This window comes from Cupriavidus sp. FW216-B1 (assembly GCF_058789195.1).
This window is the reverse complement of the sequence record NZ_JBYTEL010000020.1, coordinates 1-12804: the sequence shown is the minus strand read 5'-3', so window position 1 is coordinate 12804 and position 12804 is coordinate 1. Positions and strand designations below refer to the sequence as shown.

The 12804-nt window shown below is 70.3% G+C and carries 10 protein-coding genes; all 10 read right to left on the bottom strand.

What is annotated here, in order from left to right; genetic code table 11:
• Positions 1–317: 317 nt before the first annotated feature.
• Entirely contained in the window at positions 318–1817 is a 1500-nt protein-coding gene (locus AC3WXD_RS28070) for an aldehyde dehydrogenase (protein ID WP_029043478.1), read from the bottom strand.
• A gap of 43 nt (positions 1818–1860) precedes the next feature.
• Positions 1861–3105, bottom strand: coding sequence for a Zn-dependent hydrolase (locus AC3WXD_RS28065; RefSeq protein WP_020202440.1), 1245 nt, complete (start codon positions 3103–3105; stop codon positions 1861–1863).
• A 22-nt stretch (positions 3106–3127) separates the two neighbouring features.
• Positions 3128–4201, bottom strand: a complete 1074-nt coding sequence (locus AC3WXD_RS28060; protein ID WP_020202439.1) for a histone deacetylase family protein — start codon at positions 4199–4201, stop codon at positions 3128–3130.
• A 103-nt stretch (positions 4202–4304) separates the two neighbouring features.
• Positions 4305–6029 carry a thiamine pyrophosphate-binding protein gene (locus AC3WXD_RS28055; RefSeq protein WP_492325107.1) on the bottom strand — a complete coding sequence of 575 codons (1725 nt, stop codon included), beginning with the start codon at positions 6027–6029 and terminating at the stop codon, positions 4305–4307.
• Positions 6026–6313 carry a cupin domain-containing protein gene (locus tag AC3WXD_RS28050; protein ID WP_029043477.1) on the bottom strand — a complete coding sequence of 96 codons (288 nt, stop codon included), beginning with the start codon at positions 6311–6313 and terminating at the stop codon, positions 6026–6028. The genes AC3WXD_RS28055 and AC3WXD_RS28050 overlap by 4 nt, the downstream gene beginning before the upstream one ends.
• A gap of 24 nt (positions 6314–6337) precedes the next feature.
• A complete protein-coding gene (locus tag AC3WXD_RS28045) occupies positions 6338–7804 on the bottom strand; it encodes an NAD-dependent succinate-semialdehyde dehydrogenase (RefSeq protein ID WP_020202436.1) in 1467 nt (488 codons plus the stop codon).
• Positions 7805–7865: 61 nt separating this feature from the next.
• Positions 7866–9128: a 4-aminobutyrate--2-oxoglutarate transaminase gene (gene gabT / locus AC3WXD_RS28040; protein WP_020202435.1), complete on the bottom strand. Its 1263-nt coding sequence runs from the start codon at positions 9126–9128 to the stop codon at positions 7866–7868.
• Between the two features lie 44 nt (positions 9129–9172).
• Complete coding sequence (locus tag AC3WXD_RS28035; protein ID WP_492325106.1) at positions 9173–10837, bottom strand: ABC transporter ATP-binding protein; 1665 nt, start codon at positions 10835–10837, stop codon at positions 9173–9175.
• 8 nt (positions 10838–10845) lie between these two features.
• Entirely contained in the window at positions 10846–11685 is an 840-nt protein-coding gene (locus AC3WXD_RS28030; protein ID WP_492325105.1) for an ABC transporter permease, read from the bottom strand.
• Positions 11682–12686 carry an ABC transporter permease gene (locus AC3WXD_RS28025; protein WP_020423742.1) on the bottom strand — a complete coding sequence of 335 codons (1005 nt, stop codon included), beginning with the start codon at positions 12684–12686 and terminating at the stop codon, positions 11682–11684. The genes AC3WXD_RS28030 and AC3WXD_RS28025 overlap by 4 nt, the downstream gene beginning before the upstream one ends.
• Between the last annotated feature and the right edge of the window lie 118 nt (positions 12687–12804).

Genomic DNA, 12804 nt, shown 5'->3' with positions numbered 1-12804 from the left:
TGGTGTGGCTTGCCTCTAGGAGATTGGATCGTCCCGGCTCGGGGTGTGAATCAGTCAAGCAATTGCCATGCCATTGAAAAATGGCTTTTTTATAATTTCCAATACCGTTTACAGAGCAATATGCACCCTGTTGGATGATCGGTTCCGTTTCATGCACTGCGATGGAATTTCCGCTCTGCCTCGAGGGATTGAAGACGGAAAACGCAGGACCGTACCGCACGGCGGGCAACGAGAACGCCCCGGTCACGCGATACGGCCCTGCTATTTTCCGTAAATCAGGCTGAACGGATTCAGCGAATTTCTTTAAATCAATCCTGTCATCCCAGATGCATCCAGGTGGTCTTCAGGTCCGTGTATTTGTCGAGCGCGTGCAATGACTTGTCGCGCCCGTTGCCGGATTGCTTGACGCCGCCGAACGGCACCGTGACGTCGCCGTCCATGTAGCAGTTGACCCACACCAGGCCCGCGCGCAGCCGGCGCGAGACGCGATGCGCGCGCGACAGGTTCGCGGTCCACAGCCCGGAGCCGAGGCCATACGGCGAATCGTTGGCCATGCGCACGGCTTCGTCCTCGGTGTCGAACACGGTCACGGCCAGCACCGGGCCGAAGATCTCCTCGCGCACGATCGACAGCGACTGCGACGGGCACTCGAAGATGGTCGGCTCGAGGAAATAGCCGCCGCTCTCGCCGCGCACGCGCTGCCCGCCCAGGCGCAGGCGCGCGCCTTCGCGCCGGCCCGCGTCGACGAACGACAGCACGCGGTCGAGCTGGCGCGCGTCGACGATGGCGCCCATCGCCGAGGCCGGGTCGAGCGGATCACCGGGCTGCATGCGCGCCGCGGCCGCTTCCAGCCGCGCCATGAACGCATCGTAGATGCCGCGCTGCACGTACAGCCGCGAGCCGGCGATGCAGATCTCGCCCTGGTTGTTGAAGATGCCCACGGCGGCGGCCTGCGCGGCGCGGTCCAGGTCCGGGCAGTCGTCGAACACGATGTGCGGCGACTTGCCGCCGCACTCCAGCCACACGCGCTTGAGGTTGGACTGGCCCGCGTATTCCATGAAGCGCTTGCCGGTGGCGGTGGAGCCGGTGAAGGCGATGCAGTCCACGTCCGGGTGGCGGCCCAGCGCCTGGCCCGCTTCCGCGCCCAGGCCCGGCACCACGTTGAGCACGCCGGCCGGAATGCCGGCCTGCCCGGCCAGCTCGGCCAGGCGCAGCGCGGTCAGCGGCGACTGCTCGGCCGGCTTGAGGATGACGCTGTTGCCGGCGGCCAGCGCCGGCGCCACCTTCCAGCTCGCCATCAGCAGCGGGTAGTTCCACGGCACCACCGCCGCCACCACGCCGAGCGGCTCGCGCGTGATGGTGGCCAGCGTGTTGCCGTCGGTCGGCGCGATCTCGTCGTAGAGCTTGTCGATGGCCTCGGCGTACCACGCGTAGGTGCGCGCGGCCTCGGGGATGTCGTACAGCAGCGCGTCGCCGATGGGCTTGCCCATGTCGAGCGTTTCCAGCAGCGCCAGTTCCTCGCGCTGCGCCTCGATCAGCGCGGCCAGCCGCAGCAGCGCGGCCTTGCGCTCGCGGCGCGGCATCTGCGACCACACGCCGGACTCGAAGGCCGCGCGCGCGGCGGCCACGGCGCGGTCCACGTCGGCGCCGCCGCACGCGGCGACGTGCGCCAGCAGCGCGCCGGTGGCCGGGTTGCGGGTCTCGAAGGTGGCGCCGCCGGCGGCGTCGGTCCAGGCGCCGCCGATGTAGGCCTGGGTGCGCATCGGCACCGTGGCGGCGCGCTGGCGCCAGTAGGCGAGGTCGTGCAATTCACTCATCATGTTTCCGCGGTTGAAGTGGAACGAAGGCGCATGGCGGCGCTTACGCGCCGGCCTGCGCCACCATCGCGCCTAGCAGCACGTTGGCGCCGGCTTCCAGGTGCTCGGGCCGGGCGTCCTCCACCTCGTTGTGGCTGATGCCGTCCTTGCACGGCACGAAGATCATGGCGGTGGGCGCCACCGTGGCGATGTACACCGCGTCGTGCCCGGCGCCGGTGACGATGTCCTGGTGCGTGTAGCCCAGCGCCGCGGCCTGGCCGCGCACGTGGCCCACCAGCTCCGGCGCGAACGGCGTGGGCGGGAAATACTGCACGTCCTCGATCTTCACGCCGAGCGGCGCGCCGGTGGTCTCGCCGCGCGCCAGCGCCGCGCAGGCCGCGCGCAGGCGCGCGTCCATCTCGGCCAGGCGGTCGGCGTCCTGGTGGCGCAGGTCCACGGTGAACTTCACTTCGCCGGGAATCACGTTGCGCGAGGCCGGATGCACCGTCATCACGCCCACCGTGCCGCGCCCGTGCGGCGCGAAGTCATGGGCGATGCGCACCACTTCCTGCACGATGAACGAGGCGCCGTACAGCGCGTCGCGCCGCAGCGGCATCGGCGTGGGGCCGGCATGCGCCTCCATGCCGGTCACGGTCAGGTCGTACCAGCGCAGGCCCAGCGAGCCCGTCACCACGCCGATCACGTTGTCGGCGTCTTCCAGCACCGGGCCCTGCTCGATGTGCGCCTCGAAATACGCGCCGATCCTGCGCCCGCCCACTTCGGCGTCGCCGGCATAGCCGATCGCGCGCAGTTCGTCGGCCACGCGCTTGCCTTCGTTGTCGGTGGCGTCCAGCGCGGTCTGCAGCGGAAAGATGCCGGCGAACACGCCCGAGCCCATCATCACCGGCACGAAGCGCGTGCCTTCCTCGTTGGTCCAGATCGCCAGTTCCAGCGGCGCCTCGGTCCGCACGCCGTGGTCGTTGAGCGTGCGCATCACCTCCAGCCCGGCCAGCACGCCGAAGCAGCCGTCGAACTTGCCGCCGGTGGGCTGGGTGTCGATATGGCTGCCGGTCATCACCGGCGGCAGGCTGTCGTCGCGCCCGGCGCGGCGGCCAAAGATATTTCCCACGCGGTCCACCGTCACGGTCAGGCCGGCGTCGCGCATCCAGCCGGCCACGAGGTCGCGGCCCTGCCCGTCGAGCGCGGTCAGCGCCAGGCGCGCGTTGCCGCCGCGCGGCGTGGCGCCGATGCGGGCCAGGTCCATCAGCGACTGCCACAGGCGCTCGCCGTCGATCTTCAGTGCGGTCATGTCGGGTCTCCTTGTTCTCGGTTCAGGCCATCGCCGGGACGAGGCCGGACAGGAAGGCATCGAGCGCCGGGCCGATCGCCTCGACCTCGTAGCCGCCTTCCTGCACCACCACCGTGGGCACGCCCAGCGCGTTGATGCGCTCGCCGATGCCGCGGTAGGCGTCCAGCCCCACGCGCAGCACGCTGATGGGGTCGTGGACGTAGGTATCGAAGCCCAGCGCCAGCACCAGCGCCTGCGGGCGGTAGTCGCGCAGCGCGTCGAGCGCGTTGTCGAGCGCGGCCAGGAAGCCGTCGTCCTCGGTGCCGTGCGCGAGCGGGAAATTCAGGTTGTAGCCGTAGCCCGCGCCGTAGCCGCGCTCGTTGGCGTAGCCGGTGTAGAACGGGTAGTAGCCGCTCGGGTCGGCGTGCAGCGAGATCGTCATCACGTCGGAGCGCTGGTAGAAGATCTGCTGGGTGCCGTCGCCGTGATGGGCGTCCACGTCCAGCACCGCCACCTTGCCGAAGCGCTTGAGCAGCGTCTCCGCGGCGATGGCCGAGTTGTTGACGTAGCAGAAGCCCACCGCGCGGTCGCTGTGCGCATGGTGGCCGGACGGGCGCGACAGCGAATACGCGATGCCCTGGCGGTGCTGCTGCTCGCACACGTACTGCGCGGCGGCCACCGCGCTGTGCGCCGAGCGCAGGATGGCCCGCCAGCTCTGCGGCCCGAGCGGCGCGCTCAGGTCGCCAAGGTAGTAGCCGGCCTGCGCGATGATGGAATCGGTCGGGCACGGCGCGCGGCGCGGCTGGTCCACGCGGCCGTTGTAGTACGGCGAAAGGTTCGGCAGCACCTCGATGCCGGGCTCGAAGCCGGGCCGCGCCAGCGCCATCCAGCGCTCGTAGGCGTAGCCGAGGAAATCGAGATAGGCCGGGCTGTGCACGGCTTCCAGCGGCGCGCGGCCGAAATCGGCCGGCTCGGCCAGCGCGATGCCGCGCCCGGCCAGCGCGCGCTGCAGCGCATGGGCGCGCGCCGGCACGTCGGTCGGTTCGCACAGGCGGCCCGCGCGCATGAACTGGCGGGGCTGGTGCAGCAGTTGGTCATCCGAGAAGAAGGCGCGCATGATGTTGGGTTCGTGGTGAAGCGTGGTGAAACCTGGTGAAACGCGTTGGCTGCCGGTTCGCGCCCCTCTCCCACGACGCGGGAGAAGGGCGCGACACCAGGCGCTAGGCGGCCGCCCGCTGCCGCGCGAACGCCGCTTCGCGGATCTCCGTCAGCGTCACGCCCGGGGCGATGCCGTCGGCGTCGTAGCGCAGCTCCAGCAGCGCCGGCAGCTTTTCCCGGTCGGCGAAGGCCCGCGCGCGCGCGAACGCGGGGCCGAACGCGGCGTCGTTGTCCACCACCTCGCCGTAGCCGCGATAGGCGCGGATCAGCTCGGTGAACTCGGGGTTGTCGAAACCCAGCGCGATCGTGCGGCCCGGGAACTCGCGCTCCTGGTGCGAGCGGATGGTGCCCCAGATGCCGTTGTTGAACACCAGGATCACGATGCCGAGCCGGTACTGCATGGCCACGCCGAGTTCCTGCAGGTTCATCTGGAAGCAGCCGTCGCCGGCGTAACAGACCACCGTGCGCTCGGGGTTCTCCAGCTTGGCGGAGATCGCCGCCGGCAGGCCGTAGCCCATCGAGCCGACCGTCGGCGCCAGGCTGGTGCCCACGCCCTTGAAGCGGTAGTACGCATGCGGGAACAGCGCGTAGTTGCCGGCGCCCACGGTAAGGCAGGCGTCTTCGGGCAGCACGTCGCGCACGTGGCAGGCGGCGCGGTTCAGGTTGAGGCTGCCGGGCGCGGCCTTGGGCTCCTGCGCGGCCAGCAGCTCCTGGCGCGCGGCGCGGGTGCGCGCGGCCCAGGCCGGCTCGCGCGCGGGCGACAGGCCGTCGAGCGCGGCGGCGAACGCGTTCACGTCCGCCACCACCGGCAGCGCGGGCTGGAACACGCGGCCCAGCTCGTTGGCGTCCGGGTACACGTGCACCAGCTTCTGGCGCGGCAGCGGGCTTTCCACCAGCGTGTAGCCTTCGGTGGTGGCCTCGCCCATGCGCGTGCCCACGGCGATCAGCAGGTCGGCCTCGCGGATGCGCTCGCGCAGCGCCTCGCCCATGCCCCAGCCGACGTGGCCGACGTAGTTCGGGTGATGGTTGTCGAAGCACTCGAGCCGGCGCCAGGCCACGCCCACCGGCAGCGCGAAGCGCTCGGCGAACGCTTCGAGCCGGCGCTGCGCGGACGCGCTCCAGCCCGATCCGCCCACCAGCATGAACGGGCGCTCGGCGCGCTCGAGCAGGCCGGCCAGCGCGCCCAGCGCCTCGGGCGTGGGCGCGCCGTGCGCGCGCTGGTAGCGCGGCATGTCGGCCACCGCCGCCTTGCCCCACAGCGTGTCCTCGGGCAGCGCCAGCACCACCGGGCCGGGCCGGCCGCTGGTGGCCACCGCGAACGCGCGCGCGATGAACTCGGGAATGCGCTCGGTGCGGTCGATCTGCGCCACCCACTTGGCCATCTGGCCGAACATGCGGCGGTAGTCGATCTCCTGGAACGCCTCGCGCTCGCCGAAGTCGTTGCCGACCTGGCCGACGAACAGGATCATCGGCGTGGAGTCCTGGTGCGCCGTGTGCACGGCGATGCTGGCATTGGTGGCGCCGGGCCCGCGCGTGACGAAGCAGATGCCGGGCTCGCCGGTGAGCTTGCCGTAGGCTTCCGCCATGTAGCCGGCGCCGCTTTCCTGCCGGCACACGATCGGCTGAATCGCGTCCTGGTGGTCGTACAGCGCGTCGATGCAGGGCAGGTAGCTTTCGCCCGGCACCAGGAACACGCGCCTGACGCCCTGGATGCGCAGTTGTTCCACCAGGATCTGGCCGCCGTTGCGCTCGCGCGGCGCGGCGGCCCGGGTTGAAGATACGCTCATCGCTTGATCTCGATTTCCACGAACACGCACTCGCCTTCGTGCGCGTTGATGACGTTGTGCTCCACGCCCGCCGCGCGGTAGTAGGCGCGGCCCGCCACGAGCTGGCTGACCACCTCGCCGGCCGGCGTCTCCAGCCGCAGCGCGCCGGTGGTCATCGGCACCACCACGTAGTCGTAGCCGTGGCGGTGATGGCCGGTCTCGGCGCCCGGCGCGAAGCGCCACTCGGTGACGGCCACGCGGTCGTTGTCGATCTGCACGGTGGGAACGGCTTGGGGTCTGCTCATGCGCTTCTCCTGAAGGTGTGCCGGTCAGCGATCCACGCCGCCCATGCACAGGTACTTGGTTTCCAGGTATTCCTCGATGCCGTAGCTGGAGCCTTCGCGGCCCAGGCCCGACTGCTTGACGCCGCCGAACGGCGCCACCTCGTTGGAAATCAGCCCGGTGTTGATGCCGACCATGCCGTACTCCAGCGCCTCGGCCACGCGCCACACGCGGCCGATGTCGCGGCTGTAGAAGTAGGAGGCCAGGCCGAACTCGGTGTCGTTGGCCATGTCGATGACTTCCTGGTCGCTGCCGAAGCGGAACAGCGGCGCGAGCGGGCCGAAGGTTTCTTCCCGGGCCACCAGCATGGCCGGCGTCACGCCCGCCAGCACGGTCGGCTCGAAGAAGGTGCCGCCGAGGCGGTGGCGCTTGCCGCCCGAGAGCACGCGCGCGCCCTTGCCCACGGCGTCGGCGATATGCTGCTCGACCTTGGCCACCGCGTCCTGGTTGATCAGCGGGCCCTGCAGCACGCCGGGCTCGAGGCCGTGGCCGACCTTGAGCTTTTCCACCGCGGCCACCAGCTTCTGCGCGAAGGCGTCGTACACCTTGTCGTGCACGTAGAGGCGGTTGGCGCAGACGCAGGTCTGGCCGGCGTTGCGGTACTTGGAGGCCATCGCGCCTTCCACGGCGGCGTCGAGGTCGGCGTCGTCGAACACGATGAACGGCGCGTTGCCGCCGAGCTCCAGCGACAGCTTCTTGATGGTCGGCGCCGACTGGCGCATCAGGATGCGGCCCACTTCGGTGGAGCCGGTGAAGCTGAGCTTGCGCACCACGGGGCTGCCGGTGAGCTCGCCGCCGATCTCGATCGAGCTGGCGGCGTCGCCCGTCACCACGCTGAGCAGGCCGGCGGGCAGCCCGGCGCGCTCGGCCAGCAGGGCCAGCGCGAGCGCGGACAGCGGCGTGTCCTCGGCCGGCTTGAGCACCATCGCGCAGCCGGCGGCCAGCGCGGGGCCGGCCTTGCGCGTGATCATGGCCAGCGGGAAGTTCCACGGCGTGATGGCCGCGCACACGCCGACCGGCTCCTTGACCACCAGCAGGCGCTTGTCGGCCGCGGGCGTGGCCAGCACGTCGCCGTTCACGCGCTTGGCTTCCTCGGCGAACCATTCCAGGAAAGAGGCGGCATAGAGCGCCTCGCCGCGCGCCTCGGCCAGCGGCTTGCCCTGCTCGCTGGTCATCAGCACGGCGAGGTCGTCGGCGTTGGCGATCATCAGGTCGTACCAGGCGCGCATGACCTGGGCGCGCTCGCGCGCGGTCTTGCGGCGCCACGCGGCCTGCGCCACGCGCGCGGCCTCGATGGCGCGGCGCGTCTCGGCCGCGCCCATCAGCGGCACCGTGCCGATCAGCGCGCCGTCGGCCGGGTTGGTGACGGCGAAGGTGGCGCCGTTGTCGGCGTCCTGCCACTGGCCGCCGACGAAAGCCTGCGCGCGCAGGAGGCTGGAATCCTTGAGTTGCATGATGTTCTGTCTCGTTATGTTGGTGTGGATGTGCCGGAGCGTGCGCGGATGCGGCCCGGTGTCAGCGCGTGAGCACGTCGGCCAGGATGTCCAGGCCTTCGTCCATCACCGCGTCCTGGATGGTGAGCGGGAACAGGAAGCGGATCACGTTGCCGTACACGCCGCACGACAGCAGCAGCAGGCCCTGCTCGAGCGCGCGGTTCTGCACCTCGCGCGTGAACTCGGGGTCGGGCGAGCCGTCGGCGCGGCGGAATTCCACCGCCACCATCGCGCCCAGGCCGCGCACTTCCGCGATCTGCGGCACGCGCGATTTCAGGCTTTCCAGCCGCGCCACCAGGCGCTGGCCGAGCGCGGCGCCGCGCGGGATCAGTTGCTCGCCGTCGAGCACGTCGAGCACGGCCAGCGCGGAGGCCACCGCCAGCGGGTTGCCGGCATAGGTGCCGCCCAGGCCGCCGGGCGCGGGCGCGTCCATGACCTCGGCGCGGCCGCACACGGCCGACAGCGGCATGCCGCCGGCCAGGCTCTTGGCCATCGTGGTCAGGTCCGGCGCCACCTCGTAGTGCTCCATCGCGAACAGGCGGCCGGTGCGGCCGAAGCCGGTCTGCACCTCGTCGGCGATCAGCAGGATGCCGTGCTCGTCGCAGACCGCGCGCAGCGCCTTGACGAAGGCCGGCGGCGCCACGTTGAAGCCGCCCTCGCCCTGCACCGGCTCGAAGATGATGGCGGCCACGCGCTTGGGATCGACATCGGCCTTGAACAGGTGCTGCAGCGCCTTGAGCGAGTCGTCCACCGACACGCCGTGCAGCGCGCACGGGTACGGCGCGTGGAACACCTCGCCCGGGAACGGCCCGAAGCCGACCTTGTACGGCACCACCTTGCCGGTCAGCGCCATGCCCATCATGGTGCGGCCGTGGAAGCCGCCCGAGAACGCGATCACGCCGGGGCGGCCGGTGGCGGCGCGGGCGATCTTGATGGCGTTCTCCACGGCTTCGGCGCCGGTGGTGAAGAAGGCGGTCTTCTTGGCCGAGCGGCCCGGCGCGCGCTGGTTGATCTTCTCGGCCAGCTCGACGTAGCTGGCATACGGCACGATCTGGTACGCGGTGTGGGTGAAGCGGCCGAGCTGGCGCTGGATCGCCTCGACCAGGCGCGGGTGGCGGTGGCCGGTGTTGAGCACGGCGATGCCGGCGGCAAAGTCGATGTAGCGCTTGCCCTCCACGTCCCAGATCTCCGAGTTCTCGGCGCGCTCGGCGTAGAAATTGCACATCACGCCCACGCCACGCGGGGTGGCGGCGTCCTTGCGGCGAACCAGTTCGGCGTTCTTCATCTGTCGTTGCTCCGTCTTTGATGTCAGGTTGGTGCGCGCCGCGTTCAGGCGGCCGCGCGGATCAGGGTCGGGTCCCATTCCTTGCCGGGGACCGCGGCGATCAGGCGCTGCGTGTATTCGTGGCGCGGCGCGTCGAAGATCTGGTCGGGCGGGCCGGACTCCACCACGCGCCCCTTGTGCATCACGATCACGTGATGGCAGATCTGCGCGGCCACGCGCAGGTCGTGCGTGATGAAGATCAGGCCGATGTTCAGGCGCTTCTGCAGGTCGGCCAGCAGCTCGAGCACCTGCGCCTGCACCGAGACGTCGAGCGCGGAGACCGATTCGTCGGCCACCAGCAGCTTGGGCTCCAGCGCGAGCGCGCGCGCGATGCCGATGCGCTGGCGCTGTCCGCCCGAGAACTGGTTGGGATAGCGGTCGAACGCGGACGGCTCCAGCCCCACCAGTTGCAGCAGCTCGCGCCCGCGCGCCTGCGCCTGCGCCAGCGGCACGCCGTTGGCGACCGGGCCGTCGGTGATGATGCGGCCCACCGTGTGGCGCGGGTTGAGCGAGGCGAACGGGTCCTGGAAGATCATCTGCACGTCGCTGCGCAGCGGGCGGAACTGCCGCTCGGACAGGCGCGCGATGTCCTGGCCGTCGAACAGCAGCTCGCCGCCGTCGATGCCGGTCAGCTTGAGCAGGCACTTGCCGATGGTGGACTTGCCCGAGCCGGACTCGCCCACGATGCCGAGCGTCTGCCCGCGCTGCACGCGGAAGCTCACGCCGTCCACGGCGTTGACCACGCGCTTCTTGCTGAACAGGCCGCCGCCGGAGACGTAGGTCTTGCGCAGGTCGCGCACTTCCAGCACGGTCTCGGCCGCGTCCGCCTGGCGCTCCTTGGCGCGCCCGTGCGGCACGGCGCTGATGAGCCGGCGCGTGTAGGGATGCTGCGGGTGGTTGAGCACCTGCTGCGCCGTGCCCATCTCCACCAGCACGCCCTTTTCCATCACCGCCACGCGGTCGGCGATCTCCGCCACCACGCCGAAGTCATGCGTGACGAACATCACGCCCATGCCCTTCTCGGCCTGGATGCGCTTGATCAGCGCCAGGATCTGCGCCTGCGTGGTGACGTCGAGCGCGGTGGTCGGCTCGTCGGCGATCAGCAGCGCGGGCTCGAGCGCCAGCGCCATCGCGATCACCACGCGCTGGCGCTGGCCGCCGGACAGGCGGAACGGATAGCTGTGGGTCAGCGTGGCGGGGTCGGGCAGGCCGACGAATTCCAGCAGTTCCAGCACGCGGCGGTTGCGCGCCTCGCCCGGATAGGCGCCGTGCACGCGCATCACCTCGGCGATCTGCTCGCCCACGGTCATCACCGGGTTGAGCGCGGACAGCGGCTCCTGGAACACCATCGCCATGTCCTTGCCGCGCATCGACAGCAGGGTGTTCTCGTCCTGCGCCAGCAGGTCGCGGCCCTTGAACAGGATCTGCCCGCCCTGCGGCTTGAGGTAGGGCGGCAGCAGGCCCATGATGGCGTTGGCGCTCATCGACTTGCCCGAGCCGGACTCGCCGACGATGCACAGGATCTCGCCGGCGTGCAGGTCGTAGGTCACGCCGCTGACCGCGTGCGGGCGGTCGCCGCCGGCGGGCAGCGCGATGGTGAGGTCGCGCACGGACAGCAGCGGCGCGGCTGCCGGCGCGGGATTCTGGTCAGGTGATTGCATGTGCGGCATCCTTTGGCTCACTCGCCGCGGCGGCGCAGTTGGGGGTTCATGGCGTCGTTCAGGCCTTCGCCGATCAGGTTGATGGACAGCACCGTGAGCAGGATCGCCACGCCCGGCCACACGCTCATCCACCAGGCTTCGCGGATCATGGTGCGGGCCGCGCCGATCATGAAGCCCCAGCTCATCATGTTGCGGTCGCCCAGGCCCAGGAAGGACAGCGCCGACTCGGTCAGGATCGCCGTGGCCACCATGAACGAGGCCGACACGATGATCGGCGACATGGCGTTGGGCAGGATCTGCGTGAGGATGATGCGCAGCGGCTTCTGCCCGATCACCACCGCGGCCTGCACGAACTCGCGCTGCTTGAGCGTGAGGAACTCGCCGCGCACCAGGCGCGCCACCGGCGGCCAGGAGACCACCGAGATGGCCGCCACGATGGAGTAGATGGTCGGGTTGAAGATGGCCACGATCACCACCGCCATCGCCAGTTGCGGGATGGTCTGGAAGAACTCGGTGAAGCGCATCAGCGCGTCATCCACGCGGCCGCCGCAGTAGCCGGCCACCGAGCCGATCAGGATGCCGAACACCAGCGCCACGCCGGTGGAGATCACGCCCACCAGCAGCGAGACGCGCGCGCCGTACAGCATGCCGGCGGTGATGTCGCGGCCCAGCATGTCGGTGCCGAACGGATAGGCGGCGTCGGCGAACGGGTGCACCAGCGGCTCGCCCACCATCAGCCACGGCGAGTCCTCGTACAGCACGGGCGCGAGCAGCGCCACCGCCACCACGACCAGCAGCACCAGCAGGCCGATCACCGCGCCGTAGTTGCGCGCATAACGTCGGGCGAAGGCTTTCATGCCGTGGCTCCCTTGCCGCCCACCGCGATGCGGGGGTCGATGAAGCGGTAGACGATGTCCGTCACCAGGTTGAAGAACACCACCAGCGCCGAGGTCACGAAGAAAATGCCGAGCAGCAGCTGGTAGTCGCGCTGCAGCAGCGCGTCGAACATCAGGCGGCCGATGCCGGGCCACGAGAACACGGTCTCGGTCAGCACCGCGCCGCCGGCCATCTGGCCGAGCTGGATGCCGGCGAACGTGATCACCGGCAGCAGCGCGTTGCGCAGCACGTGCACGCGGATCACGCGCCCGGCCGGCACGCCCTTGGCGCGCGCGGTCTTGACGAAGTCCATGCCCATCACTTCCAGCATCGAGGCGCGCGTGAGGCGCACGTACACCGCCATGAAGAAGCAGCCCAGCGAGATGGTCGGCAGCACCATGTGCAGCGCCACGTCCTGCACGCGCGCCAGGCCCGTGTAGCCGGCGCCGATGGTCTCCATGCCGAACGCGGGCAGCCAGCCCAGCACCACCGAGAACAGGATGATGGCCATCAGCGACAGCCAGAACAGCGGCGTGGCGTACAGCAGCAGCGCGCCGCTCATCACCGCGCTGTCGACCCAGCGGCGCTTGTTCTCGTAGCGCGTGCGCGCCGAGATCACGCCCAGCAGCACGCCGAGCACGAGCGAGAACACGAACGCGCCGCTCATCAGCACGATGGTGGCCGGCAGGCGGTCCAGGATCAGGTCCAGCACCGGCAGGTGGTTGCGGTACGAGTAGCCGAGGTCGAGCCTGGCCACGCCCTTGAGATAGATGCCGAGCTGCGTGAGCACCGGCTGGTCCAGCCCGAACTGCTGGCGCAGCTGGCCGACGAAGGCGGCATCGCCGGCGCCGGCCTCGCCCGCCATGACGGTGGCGGGGTCGCCCGGCGCCATGCGGATCAGGAAGAAGTTGATGATGACCACGCCGAGCACGACCACGAGGGCCTTCCACAGGCGGGACAACAGGAAAGAGAGGAAATTCACGGCATGCTCCACGCGGGGCAAAAGCTGGGTCCGGGCGCCATCGCGCCCGCATTGCTGCGCCGCCCCGCACGCGCGGGAGCGGCCCGGTGCGCGCGCGGGTTCCGCAGCGGAACCCGCG

Bases quoted from the DNA above. Each gene is read 5' to 3' on its own strand.
- AC3WXD_RS28070 (WP_029043478.1), bottom strand. From the start codon at position 1,817: ATGAGTGAATTGCACGACCTCGCCTACTGGCGCCAGCGCGCCGCCACG.
- AC3WXD_RS28065 (WP_020202440.1), bottom strand. From the start codon at position 3,105: ATGACCGCACTGAAGATCGACGGCGAGCGCCTGTGGCAGTCGCTGATG.
- AC3WXD_RS28060 (WP_020202439.1), bottom strand. From the start codon at position 4,201: ATGCGCGCCTTCTTCTCGGATGACCAACTGCTGCACCAGCCCCGCCAG.
- AC3WXD_RS28055 (WP_492325107.1), bottom strand. From the start codon at position 6,029: ATGAGCGTATCTTCAACCCGGGCCGCCGCGCCGCGCGAGCGCAACGGC.
- AC3WXD_RS28050 (WP_029043477.1), bottom strand. From the start codon at position 6,313: ATGAGCAGACCCCAAGCCGTTCCCACCGTGCAGATCGACAACGACCGC.
- AC3WXD_RS28045 (WP_020202436.1), bottom strand. From the start codon at position 7,804: ATGCAACTCAAGGATTCCAGCCTCCTGCGCGCGCAGGCTTTCGTCGGC.
- gabT (WP_020202435.1), bottom strand. From the start codon at position 9,128: ATGAAGAACGCCGAACTGGTTCGCCGCAAGGACGCCGCCACCCCGCGT.
- AC3WXD_RS28035 (WP_492325106.1), bottom strand. From the start codon at position 10,837: ATGCCGCACATGCAATCACCTGACCAGAATCCCGCGCCGGCAGCCGCG.
- AC3WXD_RS28030 (WP_492325105.1), bottom strand. From the start codon at position 11,685: ATGAAAGCCTTCGCCCGACGTTATGCGCGCAACTACGGCGCGGTGATC.